This is a genomic window from Citrobacter sp. CK202 (assembly GCF_030333225.1).
Lineage (GTDB): Bacteria > Pseudomonadota > Gammaproteobacteria > Enterobacterales > Enterobacteriaceae > Citrobacter_B > Citrobacter_B koseri.
The window spans coordinates 261,008-278,970 of sequence record NZ_JAOWGI010000025.1; the positions used below are offsets into that span (position 1 = coordinate 261,008).

At 54.7% G+C, this 17,963-nt stretch carries 19 protein-coding genes; 7 read left to right on the forward strand and 12 right to left on the reverse strand.

Annotated elements, in window-relative coordinates:
* Positions 1 to 31: 31 nt before the first annotated feature.
* The 5 genes from OGX84_RS10825 to mhbT are packed head-to-tail and all read right to left on the reverse strand — an operon-like array spanning position 32 to position 5,017.
* Positions 32 to 1,225: a 3-hydroxybenzoate 6-monooxygenase gene (locus OGX84_RS10825; RefSeq protein WP_012131632.1), complete on the reverse strand. Its 1,194-nt coding sequence runs from the start codon at positions 1,223 to 1,225 to the stop codon at positions 32 to 34.
* A gap of 14 nt (positions 1,226 to 1,239) precedes the next feature.
* Positions 1,240 to 1,884, reverse strand: a complete 645-nt coding sequence (gene maiA / locus OGX84_RS10830; protein ID WP_112001914.1) for a maleylacetoacetate isomerase — start codon at positions 1,882 to 1,884, stop codon at positions 1,240 to 1,242.
* 8 nt (positions 1,885 to 1,892) lie between these two features.
* Positions 1,893 to 2,594, reverse strand: coding sequence for a fumarylacetoacetate hydrolase family protein (locus OGX84_RS10835; protein WP_112001913.1), 702 nt, complete (start codon positions 2,592 to 2,594; stop codon positions 1,893 to 1,895).
* Between the two features lie 15 nt (positions 2,595 to 2,609).
* Complete coding sequence (gene gtdA / locus OGX84_RS10840) at positions 2,610 to 3,647, reverse strand: gentisate 1,2-dioxygenase (protein ID WP_071258977.1); 1,038 nt, start codon at positions 3,645 to 3,647, stop codon at positions 2,610 to 2,612.
* Positions 3,648 to 3,658: 11 nt separating this feature from the next.
* Positions 3,659 to 5,017 (reverse strand): 3-hydroxybenzoate transporter MhbT, encoded by a 1,359-nt coding sequence (gene mhbT, locus OGX84_RS10845; RefSeq protein WP_058669418.1) that lies wholly within the window; start codon positions 5,015 to 5,017, stop codon positions 3,659 to 3,661.
* Between the two features lie 126 nt (positions 5,018 to 5,143).
* On the opposite strand from mhbT, the gene OGX84_RS10850 reads away from it, so the two are divergent.
* The 6 genes from OGX84_RS10850 to OGX84_RS10875 all read left to right on the forward strand — a co-directional run bounded on the left by OGX84_RS10850 (position 5,144) and on the right by OGX84_RS10875 (position 9,414).
* On the forward strand, positions 5,144 to 6,052 hold the full coding sequence (locus tag OGX84_RS10850) for a LysR substrate-binding domain-containing protein (RefSeq protein ID WP_024130178.1): 909 nt from the start codon (positions 5,144 to 5,146) through the stop codon (positions 6,050 to 6,052).
* Positions 6,053 to 6,181: 129 nt separating this feature from the next.
* On the forward strand, positions 6,182 to 6,580 hold the full coding sequence (locus tag OGX84_RS10855; RefSeq protein ID WP_012131626.1) for a CidA/LrgA family protein: 399 nt from the start codon (positions 6,182 to 6,184) through the stop codon (positions 6,578 to 6,580).
* Positions 6,577 to 7,272, forward strand: a complete 696-nt coding sequence (locus tag OGX84_RS10860; RefSeq protein WP_071258980.1) for a CidB/LrgB family autolysis modulator — start codon at positions 6,577 to 6,579, stop codon at positions 7,270 to 7,272. The genes OGX84_RS10855 and OGX84_RS10860 overlap by 4 nt, the downstream gene beginning before the upstream one ends.
* A gap of 129 nt (positions 7,273 to 7,401) precedes the next feature.
* Positions 7,402 to 8,286 carry a cytidine deaminase gene (cdd, locus tag OGX84_RS10865; protein WP_049009086.1) on the forward strand — a complete coding sequence of 295 codons (885 nt, stop codon included), beginning with the start codon at positions 7,402 to 7,404 and terminating at the stop codon, positions 8,284 to 8,286.
* 166 nt (positions 8,287 to 8,452) lie between these two features.
* Positions 8,453 to 9,172 carry an outer membrane permeability protein SanA gene (gene sanA / locus OGX84_RS10870; protein ID WP_012131623.1) on the forward strand — a complete coding sequence of 240 codons (720 nt, stop codon included), beginning with the start codon at positions 8,453 to 8,455 and terminating at the stop codon, positions 9,170 to 9,172.
* A 2-nt stretch (positions 9,173 to 9,174) separates the two neighbouring features.
* Positions 9,175 to 9,414, forward strand: a complete 240-nt coding sequence (locus OGX84_RS10875) for a DUF2542 family protein (RefSeq protein ID WP_012131622.1) — start codon at positions 9,175 to 9,177, stop codon at positions 9,412 to 9,414.
* Between the two features lie 59 nt (positions 9,415 to 9,473).
* Here the strand turns inward: OGX84_RS10875 and mglC are convergent, their stop codons facing one another.
* From mglC to folE, 6 genes are all read right to left on the reverse strand, one after another.
* Positions 9,474 to 10,484: a galactose/methyl galactoside ABC transporter permease MglC gene (gene mglC, locus OGX84_RS10880; RefSeq protein ID WP_012131621.1), complete on the reverse strand. Its 1,011-nt coding sequence runs from the start codon at positions 10,482 to 10,484 to the stop codon at positions 9,474 to 9,476.
* 15 nt (positions 10,485 to 10,499) lie between these two features.
* Complete coding sequence (mglA, locus tag OGX84_RS10885; RefSeq protein ID WP_047462502.1) at positions 10,500 to 12,020, reverse strand: galactose/methyl galactoside ABC transporter ATP-binding protein MglA; 1,521 nt, start codon at positions 12,018 to 12,020, stop codon at positions 10,500 to 10,502.
* 78 nt (positions 12,021 to 12,098) lie between these two features.
* Positions 12,099 to 13,097 carry a galactose/glucose ABC transporter substrate-binding protein MglB gene (mglB, locus tag OGX84_RS10890; protein ID WP_012131619.1) on the reverse strand — a complete coding sequence of 333 codons (999 nt, stop codon included), beginning with the start codon at positions 13,095 to 13,097 and terminating at the stop codon, positions 12,099 to 12,101.
* 279 nt (positions 13,098 to 13,376) lie between these two features.
* Positions 13,377 to 14,417: an HTH-type transcriptional regulator GalS gene (gene galS, locus OGX84_RS10895; RefSeq protein ID WP_110494029.1), complete on the reverse strand. Its 1,041-nt coding sequence runs from the start codon at positions 14,415 to 14,417 to the stop codon at positions 13,377 to 13,379.
* Between the two features lie 152 nt (positions 14,418 to 14,569).
* The gene (yeiB, locus tag OGX84_RS10900) at positions 14,570 to 15,727 is read right to left on the reverse strand and encodes a DUF418 domain-containing protein YeiB (protein ID WP_012131617.1); all 1,158 of its coding nucleotides are present in this window, start codon (positions 15,725 to 15,727) and stop codon (positions 14,570 to 14,572) included.
* Between the two features lie 14 nt (positions 15,728 to 15,741).
* Positions 15,742 to 16,410 (reverse strand): GTP cyclohydrolase I FolE, encoded by a 669-nt coding sequence (gene folE / locus OGX84_RS10905; protein ID WP_012131616.1) that lies wholly within the window; start codon positions 16,408 to 16,410, stop codon positions 15,742 to 15,744.
* A gap of 337 nt (positions 16,411 to 16,747) precedes the next feature.
* Between folE and fghA the strand changes: the two genes are divergently transcribed.
* Positions 16,748 to 17,584: an S-formylglutathione hydrolase gene (gene fghA / locus OGX84_RS10910; protein WP_112001912.1), complete on the forward strand. Its 837-nt coding sequence runs from the start codon at positions 16,748 to 16,750 to the stop codon at positions 17,582 to 17,584.
* On the opposite strand, the gene OGX84_RS10915 is transcribed toward fghA, so the two are convergent.
* Entirely contained in the window at positions 17,585 to 17,962 is a 378-nt protein-coding gene (locus tag OGX84_RS10915) for a helix-turn-helix transcriptional regulator (protein WP_024130176.1), read from the reverse strand.
* Between the last annotated feature and the right edge of the window lies 1 nt (position 17,963).

Genomic DNA, 17,963 nt, shown 5'->3' on the forward strand with positions numbered 1-17,963 from the left:
GTAGCGCCTCTGTGGTGCGGTTTAAAGTCTCTCAGCGCGGCTCAAGGCAGTTATCTTCCTTCCAGCCATACAGCCACTCAATGCCGCGATAAAACTCCTGCTGGGATTTGCCTTTCCACAGCAGATTACGCACCTGTCGCTCCACGCCTGCGGCATGGTAGACGCGCCCCATCTCGCGGGTTGACCAGACAATTCGCGCCGTGCGGGGAATACGCACCGACTCATACAACGCAAAGGCCTGCTGCGCATCGCCATGACAACGCTCCAGCGCTTTACCCAGCGTAACGGCATCTTCCAGCGCCATGCAGGCGCCCTGCGCCATATATTGTGCAACCGGGTGCGCGGCGTCGCCCACCAGCGTGATGCGGTCGGTTCCCCATTTCTCTACCGGTTCCCGGTCAGCGGTCGCCCAGCGGCGCCAGGAGGTGGGTTTGTCGAGCATTTGACGCGGACGCGGGTGAATCCCGGCAAAATAAGAGAGCACCTCTTCTTTGCTTCCGTCTTTCACGCCCCACTCCTCCTGCTGACGGCTATGGAACGTCACCACCAGATTGTACTGTTTCCCGCCGCGCAACGGATAATGCACCAGATGGCAGTGCGGCCCGGCCCACAGTACCGGCGCGTTGATGCGCAAATCTTCCGGCATGTCGTCGCACTCCACCACGGCCCGGTACACCACATGCCCGGTTACGCGCGGCGTATCGCCAAGCAGACTCTGGCGCACGACCGATTTCACGCCATCGCAGCCCAGCAGAATATCTGCCGTCCAGCTATTCCCCTGCTCGTCAAACACCGTTACATCGTCCGGCGTCTGGCGGATATCGACAATATTCGTCGAAGTCCGGTACTCCACGCCCGGATGGGTCAGCGCCGCTTCCCAGACGGTGGCATGAATATCCACCCGGTGAATCACGGCATACGGGCCGCCAAAATGGTCGCGAAAGGCCTGGCCGGTTTCAATGCGTACAACCTCTTCGGCATTCACGGCGTCCATCATCGTAATATGATCGGTAAAGACCGCGCGCTGGCGAGCCACTTCGCCAACGCCGAGGCTGTCCAGCGCGGAAAATGCATTCGGCCCGAGCTGAATCCCCGCCCCAATCTCACCAATTTCATGAGCCTTTTCCAGCAGCATCACTTTAATGCCCTGGCGCGCCAGCGACAGCGCGGTCGCTGCGCCGCCAATACCGCCACCCACGATAATTGCGCTTGTCACTTTAGCCATTGTCGTTCTCCTTATCAGGCTGAAATTTTGTCTTGTTGATTTTCGGGTGCGGCGGCGATAAAGGCCGGAAGCCGGGTGCAGGCGTCATAAACCGCCTTGCAGCGCGGATAACCGCTCAGGTCGCATCCCATTCGCAGCGCATTGGCCCATTGTGGAATCAGGCAGCAATCCGCCAGCGTGGGCGCATCCCCCACGCAAAACTGCCCGGACTGCCCCTGGCGCAACAGCTGTTCCACCGCGCTAAGCCCTTGTTGTACCCAGTGGGCGTACCAGCGTTTCTTGTCTTCTTCGCCGATCTTCAGCTCGTCAGTCAGGTAGCGCAGTACGCGCAGGTTGTTCACCGGGTGAATATCACAGGCAATGGCATAGACAATTTCCAGCACCTGGCTGCGCGCCGGATCGACCTGCGGCAGCAACGGCGTCTGCGGGAAGTGGCGATCCAGCCAGTCGATGATTGCCAGCGATTGCCCGAGAGATTCACCGTCATCAGTCACCAGCGTCGGCACCAGCCCGATCGGGTTCATCCGTCGGTAGCTCAGCGCATTCTGCTGGCCGATACGAATGTTGACGCCCACCGTCTCATAATCGATGCCTTTTAATGCCAGCGCGATACGCACGCGATAAGACGCCGAGCTATTAAAAAAACTGTACAGCTTCATCATTCACCTCAGACAATCTTCACGGCGATCGGCGTTAACCCTTCCACATTGCCGGTAATTACATCCCCTTTCACCACTGCCCCAACCCCTTCCGGCGTACCGGTGAAAATCAGGTCGCCCGGTTGCAGTTCAAAAAAGCCGGACAGGTAGCTGATGGTTTCATTGACGGACCAGATCAGATGGCGAATATCGCTGCGCTGATGATCTTCCCCGTTTACCTGTAACCAAATCGGCGCGTTGTTGACGTCTGCCACATCGGTCGCTTTATGCAGCGGCGCAATCGGCGCGGACAAATCAAACGCTTTGCCGATTTCCCACGGGCGCCCCATCTGACGCATTTCCATCTGGCGGTCGCGGCGGGTCATATCCAGCCCGGTGGCATAGCCCCAGACATACTCATGCGCCTGCTCAAGCGGAATATCGCTGCCCTGCTTGCCTATCGCCACCACCAGTTCAATTTCATAGTGATAGTTATCGGTCTGCGACGGATAGGCCAGCGCCAGCGTTTCGCCAGCTGCAACCGGTACGACCGCATCGGCCGGTTTGCAGAAGAAGAACGGCGGCTCACGATCGGGATCGAACCCCATCTCACGAGCATGGGCGGCGTAGTTACGACCAACGCAGTAGACGCGGCGAACCGGGAATTGCTCATTGCTGCCAACAACCGGCACCGCGACTGGCGCCTGAGGTTCGAATACATATTTGCTCATCTTTTCTCTCCCAATTTAATCACGCGCTTCGCGGAACAAGCCGAGGGCTTCCTGAACCGGTTTGTCCGAAAAACTGAATAAAACGGTATCTTCCGTGGTCTGGAACGACACCCCGTGCCATGTCGGCACCACAAAGATATCTTTCGCCGTGAAGTGGAACGTCTCATTGCCAATGGTGACCTGCCCGGAACCTTCCACAACGTGATAAATGGTGCTGTCGGTCGTGCGCGCCACGCGCGACGCAAACCCTTTCGGCAACAGTTGCAAAAACGCGCCCATCGAAGGCATCGGATAGCCCCCGGTGACCGGGTTGACGTAGCGCATCTTGTAGCCATCCCACTCGTCAGGTTCCCCCATCCGGGTCAGGTCATGCAGCGCTTCACGGCTACGGTCGTAGCGATAGTTGAAAATCGGCGAGGAATTGCCGACCTGGTGGCGTAGCGGCAGCATGTTGGCGGCGTAGCGCGGCAGGTAATCACCTTCTTTGCGCGTCACCGGCTGCTGTTCTTCCGGGTAATCTTCCGCAAACCCGCAGCCCAGCGTATTCACCAGCGGCAGATCCAGACCGTCCAGCCATACCACCGGCTCGTCGCCAGGGTTGCCGTGATCGTGCCAGCGCCACTGCGGCGTCAGAATAAAGTCGCCCGGGTGCATCTGCGTCCGCTCGCCGTCAACGGCGGTGAACGCGCCTTGCCCTTCCACAATAAAACGCAGCGCCGACTGGTTGTGGCGATGACTCGGCGCCACCTCGCCCGGTAAAATCAATTGCAGCCCTGCGTACAGTGTCGCGGTAATTGACGACTGTCCGCGCAGCGCCGGGTTTTCCAGCACCAGTACCCGGCGGACAGCCTCTTTCGCGCCTATCAGGTTGCCGCTTTCCAGCAACAGCGGGCGGATCTCCTGATAGTTCCAGTACGCAGGCGCGCAATTGGCGTTCGGCGTTTGCGGCACCAGGTGGTGCAGCGACTCCCAGAGCGGCGTCAGGTTTTGCCCGGAAATGTGCTGATAAAACTGCTGACGGTTGTGTTTAACATCCTGATTCACTTCAGACATGGAGGTTCTCCTTATTCGTTCACGACGCCTGCCCGGGGCAGCACGTCAGGTTCAGAGGCAGAGTGGCGGACAACCGCCGTCAACATGGCGAGCATCACCGCGCTAATGGCAGCCGGAATCGCGATGACGAAAAACAGCGTATCGAAAGAGAAATTCATCGCCATCATCATGCCGCCGGAGAGCGAGCCGACAATGGCGCCGCAGCGCCCGACGGCATTGGACCAGCTCACGCCGGTTGCACGGCTTTGAGTCGGGTACAGCGTCGCAGTTAAGGCATTCAACCCCACCTGCGATCCGCTGATGCCAATGCCCGTACCAAAAATCGCCAGCGCCATCAGCCACAGTCCGTTTTCACTCAGGCCAATCATCACGATGCAGACCGCGCCCAGCGCGTAGCTCACGGCCAGCACCCGGAACGGATTGTGCTTGTCCATCAGTACACCGAGTAACAGCGCGCCGAGCGTACCGCCGACCTGGAATGCGGCAGTGACCCAGGAGGCATGCTGCAAATCGATTCCCCGGTGGTTCAGGAGCGTCGGCATCCAGCTGGAGAGCAGGTAGATAATGAGCAGGCTCATGAAGAACACGACCCATAACATCAGGGTAATGGGAAGCTGACGCCCAACAAAAAGCTGGCGGATACTGCCTTTTGAAATGGCGGCGGCTTCATGAAGATAGAAATGCGTATTGTCGTAGCGTTCACCGGTGATGGCGCTAACCGTTCTGGCAATCGCCGCCTGCGGGCGCTGACGACGCACCTGCCAGCGTGGCGACTCGGGCAGAACAAACAGCAAGGCGAAGAACAGCATTAAGGGCAATACGCCGCCGAGCACCAGAATGCCGTGCCAGCCAATCAGCGGCACCAGTTGCGCGCTGACGATGCCGCCCATCGCCGAACCAAGGGTAAACCCGCAGAACATCAGCGTTACCAGCGCGCCGCGACGGCGGGCGGGAAGGTATTCCGACGTCATCGTGATGGTATTCGGCATCGCGCCGCCCAGCCCCAGCCCGGTTAAAAAGCGCAGTACCACCAGCGTTTGCAAATCCGGCGAGAAGGCGGAAAGCAGGCTCAAGGCGCCAAACAGCGCCACGCACAGTTCAATCACCCGTTTACGGCCAAAACGGTCTGACAGCGGGCCGCACAATAGCGCCCCTGCCGTCAGCCCCAGCAGACCCGCGCCGAACAGCGGGGCCAGATCGCTGGCGCTCAATTGCCAGTGCGTACGGATATCCGGCGCAATAAAGCCAATTGCGGCCGTATCAAAACCGTCGAGCATTACCACCAGAAAGCAGCAGATGATAACGCGCCACTGCATTTTGCCGACGGGGGCGGCGTCAATCAGTGCTTGTAGATCACGTCGTTGAGTCATAGTGAATGCCTCGGTGCAGGTAAGGTAGATGTCATTTTTGTTTTTTGTATGTTGCAAGTTTGTAATTGTGGCGATGAAATGTACAATGGCATTTCGGGCAGAGGCATAACCTGGGGGTTATATCAAATGGCGAATTGGGCGCAAAAATTGAAGCTGCACCACCTGCAAATGCTGGTCGCGCTGGGGGAGCAAGGGAATTTGACCCACGTTGCGCGAATGATGAACATCACCCAGCCCGCGCTGTCGAAGTGGCTGTCACAGCTTGAAGATGAGATCGGAATCACGCTTTTTGAACGCCACAGCAAGGGGTTACGCCCTTCAGAAGGGGGCAAGCTGTTGCTCCAGCATGCACAGCGGCTCATCAACGATATGGAACGTTCGCAGTATGAGATCGCGCGCTTTAAGCAAGGTGGGCTGGTGGGAAGCCTGAAAATCGGCTGTTCACCGGTCGCGACAGACTGCGTGTCGCAGGCGATCCTCTGCCTGCTCAATGAGATGCCGACGCTGCACCTGAATATTGAAGAGAAAGTCATGACCCCGCTTTTACACGATCTGCTCGCCGGGTCGCTGGACGTGGTGGTAGGTCGCGTGGGCGGTCGGGCGCTCCAGCTGCCGTTAAACTATCAAGTGCTCTACACCGAACCGGTCTGCTTTGTCGCCCGCCCCCATCATCCCCTGGCCTCACACGCCACGCTTTCCTGGAACGACCTCGCCCACTGGCGCTGGATTGTCTGGCCGACCGGTACGCCAATTCGCATCAGCATTGATAACGCCCTGGTGGACAACGGCGTGATGCTGCCGGAAAACACCATCGAATCCGCCTCGATGAACGTCAGCACCAATTTGCTGCAAAGCAGCGATATGATCTCTATTCTTTCTCTACGCCTGGCGCAACGCTATGCCAGCCAGGGCCAGTTGGCTATCTTAAACCTGCCGAAAATAGAACAGAAAGGAAGCGTGGGCATGTTCTGGCGCAAGAACGAGACCCCTTCTCTCGCGTTGAGTCGTTTTCTGCATTTTCTGGCGCAGGTTTAGCGCGGGCAACGGGGCGTTGCCCGATGTTCCCGTTGTCTATTTCCACTATGCTCAGAATTCATGATGTGATCGGTAGCACGTTTTAAAGTTTAATTGTATGATGAATCTGTTTCATCAAGGGCTTTTACCATGAGTAAATCACTGAATATCATCTGGCAGTATTTACGCGCATTTGTACTGATATATGCCTGTTTGTATGCGGGTATTTTCATTGCATCGCTGCTTCCTATTACGATTCCCGGCAGCATCATCGGCATGTTGATTCTGTTTGTTTTACTGGCGCTACAAATTCTGCCAGCGAAGTGGGTAAACCCGGGATGCTATGTCCTGATCCGTTACATGGCGCTGCTGTTTGTGCCGATTGGCGTCGGCGTCATGCAGTACTTCGATTTGCTGCGCGCGCAGTTTGGCCCGGTGGTGGTCTCCTGTGCGATCAGTACGCTGGTTGTTTTCCTGGTCGTGAGCTGGAGTTCGCATATCGTACACGGTGAACGAAAAGTGTTAGGGCAGAAAGGATCGAAAAAATGATGTCGTATATCTGGTGGTCGTTACCCCTGACGCTGGCGGTCTTTTTCGCCGCCCGCAAACTGGCTGCGCGCTTTAAGATGCCGTTGCTTAACCCGTTGCTGGTTGCCATGGTGGTCATCATCCCGTTTCTGATACTGACCGGCATTCCTTACGATCACTATTTCAAAGGCAGCGAGGTGCTCAACGACCTGCTGCAACCCGCCGTCGTGGCGCTGGCGTACCCTTTATATGAACAACTGCACCAGATCCGCGCCCGCTGGAAATCCATCATCACGATCTGCTTCGTCGGCAGCGTGGTCGCCATGGTGACCGGAACCACTGTCGCCTTACTGATGGGCGCCACGCCGGAAATCGCCGCATCGGTATTACCGAAATCGGTCACAACCCCAATCGCAATGGCGGTGGGCGGCAGCATCGGCGGCATTCCCGCCATTAGCGCCGTCTGCGTTATTTTCGTCGGGATACTGGGCGCCGTATTTGGTCATACCCTGCTCAACCTCATGCGTATCCGTACTAAAGCCGCACGCGGTCTGGCAATGGGAACCGCCTCGCACGCCCTGGGCACTGCGCGCTGCGCCGAGCTGGATTACCAGGAAGGGGCGTTCAGTTCGCTGGCGCTGGTGATCTGCGGGATCATCACCTCGCTGCTGGCGCCGTTTCTCTTCCCGATTATTCTGGCGGTAGCGGGTTAAAATTTGCGATGCGTCGCGCATTTTTAATTTAAGTTTCACAAGTTGCAATCACAATGAGATTTGGATCACATATAAAGCCGTAACAGCTCCGTAAACTACGATTCCATTACATTGTTATGAGGCAACGCCATGCATCCACGTTTTCAAACTGCTTTTGGCCAACTTGCGGATAATCTGCAATCAGCGCTGGCGCCGATTCTGGCAGATGAGCATTTTCCCGCCATGCTGACTGCGGAGCAGGTCTCGACGCTTAAGCGTGAATCGGGGCTGGACGAAGACGCGCTGGCTTTCGCGCTCCTGCCGCTGGCTGCCGCCTGCGCACGCACCGACCTTTCCCACTTCAACGTTGGCGCTATCGCGCGCGGCATCAGTGGAACCTGGTATTTCGGTGGGAATATGGAGTTCCTGGGCGCGACGATGCAGCAAACCGTTCATGCCGAGCAAAGCGCGATCGGCCATGCCTGGCTGCGCGGTGAAAAAGGGCTCGCCGCCATCACGGTTAACTACACCCCTTGCGGTCATTGCCGTCAGTTTATGAACGAACTGAACAGCGGCCTGGATCTGCGTATCCACCTGCCGGGGCGCGTACCGCATACCTTACGCGACTATCTGCCTGATGCTTTCGGCCCGAAAGACCTGGAGATCAAAACGCTGCTGATGGACGAGCAGGATCACGGTTTCGCGCTGGAGGGCGACGCGCTGACTCAGGCAGCGATTGCCGCCGCCAATAAATGTCATATGCCTTACAGCCACTCCCCAAGCGGCGTGGCGCTGGAATGCAAAGACGGGCGTATTTTCACCGGCAGCTATGCCGAGAACGCCGCCTTTAACCCTACGCTGCCGCCTTTGCAGGGCGCACTGAATCTGCTGAACCTGAACGGGTATGACTATCCAGATATTCAGCGCGCAATTCTGGCGGAGAAAGCCGACGCGCCGTTAATCCAGTGGGACGCCACCGCCGCCACGCTGAAAGCGTTAGGCTGCAATAATATCGACCGCGTACTGCTGGGTTAAGCCCTGGAACACGCAATGTGCGTAGGCCCGATAAGCGCAGCGCCATCGGGCAACATGCAAATGGCAAGAATGTCTAAAATCCCCCCAATCAGACTGCTGTTTCTTGCGCTTCGACAGCGGGTACAGTAGCCTGATTGAAATTTCATCCCTTTATCGAGTTCTCTGCATGTTAAAGCGCGTGTTTTACAGCCTGTTAGTCCTGATCGGCTTGCTGCTGTTGACTGTGCTTGGTCTCGACAGATGGATGAGCTGGAAAACCGCGCCCTATATTTACGACGAATTACAGGATCTCCCCTACCGCCAGGTGGGAGTGGTATTAGGCACCGCAAAATACTATCGCACCGGCGTCATTAATCAGTATTACCGCTATCGCATTCAGGGCGCGTTAAACGCCTACAACAGCGGCAAAGTCAATTATCTGCTGCTCAGCGGCGATAACGCGCTGCAAAGCTATAACGAACCGATGACGATGCGTAAGGATCTGATCGCCGGGGGCGTTGATCCTGCCGACATCGTGCTCGATTATGCCGGTTTTCGCACGCTGGACTCCATTGTGCGCACGCGCAAAGTGTTTGATACCAACGACTTCATCATCATTACCCAGCGTTTCCACTGTGAACGCGCGCTGTTCATTGCGCTGCATATGGGAATTCAGGCTCAGTGCTATGCGGTGCCGTCGCCAAAAGATATGTTAACGGTACGCGTACGTGAATTTGGCGCCCGATTCGGCGCGCTGGCAGACCTCTATATTTTCAAACGGGAACCTCGCTTCTTAGGCCCGTTAGTTCCCATTCCAACAATGCATCAGGTGCCGGATGACGCCCAGGGCTACCCGGCAGTAACGCCTGAGCAATTGCTGGAACTGCAAAAGAAACAAGGAAAATAAGCGTGGAAGGGAAAACGATCTTTGTGGTCATCGCCGTCCTGATGGTGATGCTGTTTAGCTTACGGGAAGCCTACAAAGGCTGGCGCTCTGGCGCCGTGGATAAAATCGTCAGGAACGCCCGCGAACCCGTATACGCCTACCGTGCAGAAACCCCTCTCCTTTACTGGAGCTACATCGGGTTATATCTGTGCATGTCGGTTTGTACGCTCGCCGCAGGCATTTATTTTCTGTTCTTTAGATAACGTGCAGAAACAAAAAAGCCCGAAACAGTTGCCTGCTTCGGGCTTTTTCATGCCGGTAATTACTTCTTACGGGCGTATTTCAGCGAGTCCAGCGCCACCGCGAAGATAATGATGCCGCCTTTAATGATGTACTGCCAGTAAGGGTTCACGCCGATATAGGTCAGGCCGTAGTTGATGACGGTAAAGATAATCACACCGGTCACAACGCCGAATACCGTCCCGACGCCGCCGCTAAACGACACGCCGCCGACCACGCAGGCGGCAATCGCATCCAGCTCATACATAAAGCCGAGGTTGTTAGTCGCAGAACCGATACGCCCCGCTTCCAGCAAACCGCCGAATGCGTAGAACACACCGGACAACGCATAGATCATCAGCAGGTTCAGCCCCACGTTAACACCGGACACTTTTGCCGCTTCCGGGTTGCCGCCGATAGCGAAAATGTTCTTACCGAAACGGGTTTTATTCCACAGGATCCAGACGAACGCCACCGCAATCAGCGCATAGAAGGTAATGTAGGAGAGCCGGAAACTGCCCAGCGCAATAAAGCCCTGCGCAAACGTCGAGAACCCGCTATCAAACCCCGAAATCGGCGACGCCCCGACGAAGTCGTAATACAGGGAGTTGATGCCATAAACGATAATCATCGTGCCCAGGGTCGTGATGAACGGCGTCACATTAAGGTACGCAATGATAATGCCGTTAAGCAGACCAATGACGGCCCCAATTGCGCAGACAATCAGGATCACCAGCGGAATCGGCATGGTGGCCATTTCCGGGAAGACCTTATTGGCGTTTTCCACGGACTGCAACAGCGTTGCGGCGACCACGGCCGCCAGGCCAACCTGACGCCCCGCAGACAGGTCAGTCCCCTGGGTGACAATCAACCCTGCCACACCCAGCGCGATGATAATACGCACGGAGGACTGCGTCAGAATGTTACTTAAGTTCAGCAGACTTAAAAATGTAGGGTCCTGGAAAATAATAATGGCCAGCAAGACTAAAAGAACAACGTAAATTCCGCCTTCTTTCAGATAAGTAAGAAAACTTTTCTTATTTAACGCACTCATGAGGAGCCCCTGATCTTAAAGGTGCAAAGACGCAAGACGCAGAATTTCGTTTTGCGTTGTTGTTTTTGTGTCAACAATCCCGGCAACAAGGCCATTGCTCATTACCAGAATACGATCTGTAATCCCTAACAATTCCGGCATTTCGGAAGAAATGATAATAATCCCCTTCTCTTTTTTCGCCAGTTCCGCAATCAGTTGATAGATTTCAAATTTTGCGCCGACATCAATACCGCGCGTTGGCTCATCCAGCATTAATATTTCTGGCTGCGTTAACAGCCACCGGCCGATAATGACCTTCTGCTGGTTGCCCCCCGAAAGAGAGCCAATTTGCGTGCGATGACCTGGCGTTTTCACGCGCATTGAGTCAATAACCCACTGGGTATCGCTCTTCATGCGGGAATTATCCAGCAAACCGACTTTATTTCTGTAATTGCGGATGTTGGAAATTAAAGAGTTAAAACCAATATCCAGGTACGCGTAGATCCCGGTTGAACGACGTTCTTCCGTTACCAGCGCGAAACCGTGATTAATGGCTTCGTTCGCGTTGTGGTTATTAATCTTTTTGCCGTGCAGCGTAATCGTACCCGATGATTTTTCCCGGATACCAAAAAGCGTTTCAACAATATCGGTACGCTTTGCCCCTACCAGACCCGCAATCCCGAGAATTTCCCCTTTATGCAGATCAAAAGAGACGTCGCGGATCGACGGCTGGCGCAGAGACGTCAGGTTACGCACTTCCAGAATGACCTCTCCCGGCTTGTTTTGCTTGTCCGGGAAACGCTGGTTCAGGGAACGACCCACCATCATGGCGATGATCTTGTCCATATCCAGCCCTTCCAGCGGCTGCGTCGCAATCCACTGGCCGTCGCGCAAGACGGTGACTTCATCGCACAGCTGGAAAATCTCTTCCATTTTATGCGAGATATACACAATACCGCAGCCGCGCTCCTTCAGTTTGCGAATAATAGTGAACAGATGGTTAACCTCTTTTTCCGTTAATGAAGAGGTCGGCTCATCCATGATCACAATTTTGGCATTGTAGGAAAACGCCTTCGCAATTTCGATCATCTGCATTTGTGAAACGGATAATGTCCCGACACGCGCACGCGGATCGATATCAATATCCAGTTCATCAAATATCGCTTTGGTATCCCGGTACATTTTATCCTGATCGACAAACATACCTTTGGTTGGGTAACGCCCTAACCACATGTTATCCATAACGGAGCGCTGTAACACCAGGTTTAGCTCCTGGTGAACCATCGAAATACCATTCTCCAGAGCTTCTTTGGCAGAATGAAAATCGATCTCTTTCCCCTGAAATAAAATGCTACCGGAATCTTTTTGATAGATCCCAAAAAGGCATTTTAATAATGTTGATTTTCCTGCGCCATTCTCCCCCATTAAGGCGTGAATCGAGTGCGGGCGGACTTTTAAATTAACATTATCAAGTGCCTTTACGCCGGGAAAAGACTTGTTGATGCCGCTCATTTCCAACAAGTATTCGCCTGACGACGGAGTAGTAGTGCTGACCATAATTATACCTTGTTGGCCTCGCAGAGTGCGTTAATAAAGGGCGCAATGTTATTGCGCCCAAAGAAAACGATATACGAATTACTTGTTGGTAAACTCAGCCAGATTGTCTTTATCAACACCTACGTACGGAACGCGAACAATTTTGTTCTCGATTTTCCAGTCGGTGCCGTCAGCCGCGCCTTTACCATCGGCCAGGTTTTTCGCCAGATCAAAGGTGGCTTTCGCCTGGTTGTTGGCATCGTTCAGCACGGTACCTGCCAGCGCGCCGGATTTCACCAGCGCCAGCGCTTCAGGTAACGCATCTACGCCGAATACCGGAACGCTGGTTTTATTGTGCGCTTTCAGCGCTTCTACCGCGCCCATCGCCATTGCGTCGTTATTCGCGATAACCACTTCAATTTTGTTGGCGTTCGGGCCGGACAGCCATGCGTCCATTTTGTCTTTCGCCATTGCGGTATCCCACATTGCGGTATCCATTTGCAGCTGCTCAGTTTTGATGCCTTTGTCGTTCAGCTCTTTGATAACATAGGTGGTACGCGCTTCAGCATCCGGGTGGCCCGGCTCGCCTTTCAGCAGTACGAACTGGATTTGGCCATCTTTGTTCAGATCCCAACCCTGATTAGCCTGCCAGTGTTTAGCGATCAGATCGCCCTGGATGATACCGGATTCTTTGGAGTCAGTGCCGACGTAATAGGCTTTGTCATAGCTATCCAGCGCTTTGCGGGAAGGTTCTTTGTTGAAGAACACAATCGGGACATTCTGACCACGCGCTTTCTCAATTACCGTACCTGCCGCAGCCGGGTCAACCAGGTTGATCGCCAGCGCTTTTACCCCTTTTGCCAACAGCACGTCGATCTGGTCGTTTTGCTTGGACTGATCGTTCTGCGAGTCATTCATCAGCAACTGCACATCAGGCGCCGCCTGGGCGTCTCTTTCGATAGCCTTACGCACGACGGACATAAAGTTATCGTCATATTTATAAATCGTCACACCAATGCGAGTATCAGCAGCGTGCGCAGCCGCGCCAAATAACATGCTTGCCATCACAGCAGACAGAGTTAACGCCTTCTTATTCATGGTATCTCCGGTTTTATTATGCAGGGTAGTGCTTGAGAAAAATGCTCGGCAGGGCAGAACGTTAATGAAGTGTTACTGAACGCCGAAGCTCACTGTTAAAAAATCTTTCTTCCGTGCCCGGTAACGCTCCAAAAATATGCTTTAATTGCTGTTTAATGCCCTGACGATGCGTTAAAAGTGATTATTCACCGTTACATAGTATTTACAGTGCTTCAAACGGTGCCATCATAGCTATCGTATTGTTAAGATACTGTGAATTTACTCACATATTGAAAGCGGTTACATCCCCTGACGTTGCTGGTTAGTGATCGGGGCCGCATTCTGTCTTAGCGCAACCGAATGACGACGCACCAGCGTTGGCATAAAACAGTGCGTCGCCGTTGAATCCAGCGTGCCGGCCGCACCCTGCAACGCCAGTTCCGTTGCCATTTTCGCCATAGAAGCAATGGGATAACGCACCGTGGTCAGCTGCGGATCGGTGTAACGGGCAATAGGAATATCATCAAAACCGATGATGGAAAGATGTAACGGGATGGCAATGCCATTGTCTTTTAACGCCGTGAGCGCGCCAGCGGCCATGCTGTCGTTATAGGCGAATACGGCGGTCAGTTGCAGGTTTCGCCCCAGCAGTTCCACCATCGCCGCTTCACCGCCCTGCATATCCGGGGAACCCGTGCCAATCCAGCTTTCTGGCGGCGTAATCCCCTGCTCCTGCAACGCGTTCAGCCACCCTTCTTTACGCATCGTGTCATCTTCAATGCGGTGGCTGGAAGCCAGATAACCAATCCGTTGATGACCATTATTGAGCAGCATACGGGTCGCCATTTTTGCGCCGCTGATATTGTCCAGGCACACGCAACGGTGGGCATAACCCGGCACAATACGATTGATCAGCACCATGCCTGGGATCTGGTCCATAAACGCCCCCAGCTCCTGGTCACTTAATGCTTTCGAGTGAACAATCAATGCGTTACAGCGCTGTCGAATCAGAACCTCGATGGCATGACGCTCTTTTTCAGCCTCATGATAACTGTTGCCGATCAGCACATATTTGTTGTGTTGTTGGGCAACCACATCCACCGCTTTGACCAGTGCGCCGAAAAACGCATCTGACACGTCCATCACCACCACGCCGATGGTGTCGCTTATCTGCGTCGCCAGCGCTTGCGCATTAGCATTAGGACGGTAACCCAGCAGCGTGACCGCCTTCATTACCGCTTCGCGCGTATCGGGACTGACCAGCGCACTGTTATTCAGCACGCGAGAAACGGTCGCTACGGAAACGCCAGCCTGACGTGCCACATCACGAATGGTTACCATATTCACTACCCTGTTTGAGATTGCCGTTGCTCACAGACACCCTGTGTTTAGCAGGTGGGTATTTTGTCAGCGCTTCGTTCAGGACTACGTGAGTAAGGTCACAGGGCTGGAAACGGTTACATGCGTTTTGTTAATGAATGTGATCCAGATCGTTATCTGGATGTTCCCGATAATGACGTCCCGGAAGCACGGAGGGTTAATTGCCGCCAGAGCCATTCCACCGGCCCTTGCCGATAGAAACGCAGCCAAATCCAGGAGAAAAGCAGGTTCGCCAGCCAGACAGGAATGACAAATATCAGCAGCGTCAGTCGGTCGAATTTCATAAATAAACCGAACTGGTAGAACAGCGTGGTGCAGATCAGCGTCTGCAACAGATAGTTGCTCAACGCCATCCGCCCTACGCAGGCAATGGCAATGACCAGTTTAAAACGGCTGAGCTGCGGCCAGAATCCCAGCATCAACGCGGTGTAACCTATAGTCTGAAACGGCGCGCTCAATTCACGCGGCGCCTGTAGCAGAAAAGCGCACCAGCGATACGCCCAGTCCAGCCGCCACTGTACAATAATGGCCGGAAGGTTAATCAGCATGCCGACGACGACAAGCAATACGCCCGTACGCCGGTAGTGTTGCAGACTGTACTGGCCCTTCAGCCAGCCGCTGCGCATCAGCGCCGCGCCCAGCAGCATCATTCCCGCCAGCTGCCAGCCATACTGCGCCCCCAGCGCCAGCAGACTGTTCGACAGCAGATCGACCCGGTTGCTGACCGCCTCCATGCCGCCGTTAATCTTCCAGTATTTTTCATACAACAGGGCAGAGGCATCCGGCGTCCAGGCGCGGCTGGTTTCACTCGCCGAGATGGACCCTAACAGCAGCAACACGCCAATCCCCGCCAGATAGAGCAAAATACCGGTATTAAATAAACTTTTTACCGACGGCGCGTCGCGCACCAGCCGCCAGCAAATCAGGCCGACAAGGCCATACGCCAGCAGAATGTCGCCATCCCAGAACAGCAAACCGTGGATAAAGCCCAACAGGACGAGCAGCGTCAGACGCGACTGAATCCAGCGTTTGCCGCGCGGCAGCAGCATTTGCAGACCCGCGCCGAATAACAGCGCAAAAAGCGTAAGGAATTTTACCTGCGCGAACAGGTCGAGGATCGCCCACGTCCATGCGTCAGACGCGGTGATCTTGCCATACCAGGCGGGATTAAGGTAAGCCGCCTTTGGCAAGCCAAAGGCGCTGATATTAAGAAGCAGGATACCGAGGATGGCGACGCCACGAATAAAATCCAGCGTGACATTACGCTCCATACTCCCTGCCCTGATCAGTTATGGTGACGCACGGCGCGCAGGAACTCCTGGCGCGTGTTCTGGCTGGATTTAAACAATCCGCCGAGGGAAGTCGTGGTGGTGGCGCTGGTCGCATCGCGAATGCCGCGCGCTTTCACGCAGTAATGCACAGCGTCGATTGAGACCGCGACGTTATTGGTGCCAAGCAGCGTTTGCAGCGCGGTCAGAATCTGTTGGGTCAGACGCTCCTGAACCTGCGGGCGCTGCGCAAAAAACTGCACAATACGGTTAATCTTCGACAGGCCAATCACCGAATCTTTCGGGATATAGGCCACCGTCGCTTTCCCGTCGATCGTGACGAAATGGTGTTCGCAGGTGCTGGTAAGCGTGATATCGCGCACCGTCACCATTTCATCCACTTTCATCTTGTTTTCAATCACGGTGATCTTCGGGAAATTGGCGTAATCAAGGCCGGAGAAAATCTCATCGACATACATTTTAGCGATGCGATGCGGCGTTTCCATCAGACTGTCATCGCTCAAGTCGAGATTCAGCAACTGCATAATCTCGGTCATATGCCCCGAAATAAGACGTTTGCGCGTTTCGTTATCCATCTCATGCACGGGCGGGCGCAGCGGCGTTTCCAGACCACGCGCAACCAGCGCTTCATGAACCAGGGCCGCTTCTTTACTGAGTGATGACATTTATTCTTCTCCTGCAGGTGTGGCGCCTCTGCCCTGCGTGGGGCAAAGTTTTTAGGCTGTTGGCAGCCCGTTTATTGTGCGTGAGGCGGCGCACATAATCCAGTATTCACAACGATAATTATTGAAATCGCCGCTGCCTTTCATGTCCCGGATTCCCCACGGCGGTTCCGCGCGCTAAATCTGACGGGCCATGACGCCAGGTGTTAATGTAAAGTTGTGTAGATGATGAAGCATGTTAGATAAATGCGGAAGTGAAAGTTACTCACAGCGCAATGAATAATCTGTATTATGGGGAAATTGCACGACTCATTCAGGTTCAACACAAAAGGAGCCACGCATGGATATGCTCGAAGAGCACCGTTGTTTTGAAGGCTGGCAGCAACGCTGGCGACACGACTCCACCACGCTGAATTGCGCCATGACATTCAGCATCTTTCTCCCGCCTCCCCGCAGTACAACGCCACCTCCGGTGCTGTACTGGCTGTCAGGGTTAACCTGTAATGATGAGAACTTCACCACCAAAGCCGGTGCGCAACGCATTGCCGCCGAACTGGGCATTGTGCTGGTGATGCCGGACACCAGTCCGCGCGGCGAACAGGTCGCCGATGACGAAGGTTATGATTTAGGTAAAGGCGCGGGATTCTATCTCAACGCGACGCAGCAGCCCTGGGCCGCGCATTTCCGCATGTACGACTACCTGCGCGATGAACTCCCGGCGCTGATCCAGTCGCAGTTTAACGTGGGTGAACGTTGCGCGATCAGCGGGCATTCAATGGGCGGACACGGCGCATTGATCATGGCGCTGAAGAATCCGGGGAAATACACCAGCGTTTCCGCCTTTGCGCCCATCGTGAATCCGTGCCGCGTACCGTGGGGAGAAAAAGCGTTTACGGCCTATCTGGGGGAAGAGAGATCGGCCTGGGCTGAGTGGGACAGTTGCGCGCTGATGCTCGCCAGCCAGCCGGAACACGCCATTCCAACGCTGATTGATCAAGGCGATAACGATCAGTTCCTCGCCGATCAGTTACAACCGGCGGTACTGGCCGAAGCCGCGCGCCAGAAGGACTGGCCGATGACGTTACGTATTCAACCGGGCTACGACCACAGTTATTACTTTATCGCCTCGTTTATTGAGGATCATCTGCGCTTCCATGCACAGCATCTGCTGAGCTGATCACCAGTACACGGCTTTTTCCAGCGCCGCAATATCGTTATTGTCATCGGCTTGCGGCGCAGACGATTTCCGGTTTAAATCAGCAACCTGCTGGCGAATCTGAAGTCGCCCGGCACTCTCGCTCTCGCTAAAATTGCGCATTTCTGATTCAAACAAAATCGCATCCAGATTGTGCAGTTTATCAAGCGCGCGCAGGAGAGAAATCAGCGTATCGAGGTTCAGGCCAGCGCCTTTCTCAATACGCTTGATCGTCGCGATGCCTACCTGCGCGCGATCGGCAAGCTGCTGTTGCGTCATAGACAGGGAAATCCGCGTTTCCTTGATACGCGCGCAGAGCGACCAGACGATCTCGTCATTATTCATTGTTTGGTATTTCAAT

Coding starts and splice junctions, on each gene's coding strand:
- OGX84_RS10825 (WP_012131632.1), bottom strand. CDS start 1,225: ATGGCTAAAGTGACAAGCGCAATTATCGTGGGTGGCGGTATTGGCGGC.
- maiA (WP_112001914.1), bottom strand. CDS start 1,884: ATGAAGCTGTACAGTTTTTTTAATAGCTCGGCGTCTTATCGCGTGCGT.
- OGX84_RS10835 (WP_112001913.1), bottom strand. CDS start 2,594: ATGAGCAAATATGTATTCGAACCTCAGGCGCCAGTCGCGGTGCCGGTT.
- gtdA (WP_071258977.1), bottom strand. CDS start 3,647: ATGTCTGAAGTGAATCAGGATGTTAAACACAACCGTCAGCAGTTTTAT.
- mhbT (WP_058669418.1), bottom strand. CDS start 5,017: ATGACTCAACGACGTGATCTACAAGCACTGATTGACGCCGCCCCCGTC.
- OGX84_RS10850 (WP_024130178.1), top strand. CDS start 5,144: ATGGCGAATTGGGCGCAAAAATTGAAGCTGCACCACCTGCAAATGCTG.
- OGX84_RS10855 (WP_012131626.1), top strand. CDS start 6,182: ATGAGTAAATCACTGAATATCATCTGGCAGTATTTACGCGCATTTGTA.
- OGX84_RS10860 (WP_071258980.1), top strand. CDS start 6,577: ATGATGTCGTATATCTGGTGGTCGTTACCCCTGACGCTGGCGGTCTTT.
- cdd (WP_049009086.1), top strand. CDS start 7,402: ATGCATCCACGTTTTCAAACTGCTTTTGGCCAACTTGCGGATAATCTG.
- sanA (WP_012131623.1), top strand. CDS start 8,453: ATGTTAAAGCGCGTGTTTTACAGCCTGTTAGTCCTGATCGGCTTGCTG.
- mglC (WP_012131621.1), bottom strand. CDS start 10,484: ATGAGTGCGTTAAATAAGAAAAGTTTTCTTACTTATCTGAAAGAAGGC.
- mglA (WP_047462502.1), bottom strand. CDS start 12,020: ATGGTCAGCACTACTACTCCGTCGTCAGGCGAATACTTGTTGGAAATG.
- mglB (WP_012131619.1), bottom strand. CDS start 13,097: ATGAATAAGAAGGCGTTAACTCTGTCTGCTGTGATGGCAAGCATGTTA.
- galS (WP_110494029.1), bottom strand. CDS start 14,417: ATGGTAACCATTCGTGATGTGGCACGTCAGGCTGGCGTTTCCGTAGCG.
- yeiB (WP_012131617.1), bottom strand. CDS start 15,727: ATGGAGCGTAATGTCACGCTGGATTTTATTCGTGGCGTCGCCATCCTC.
- folE (WP_012131616.1), bottom strand. CDS start 16,410: ATGTCATCACTCAGTAAAGAAGCGGCCCTGGTTCATGAAGCGCTGGTT.
- fghA (WP_112001912.1), top strand. CDS start 16,748: ATGGATATGCTCGAAGAGCACCGTTGTTTTGAAGGCTGGCAGCAACGC.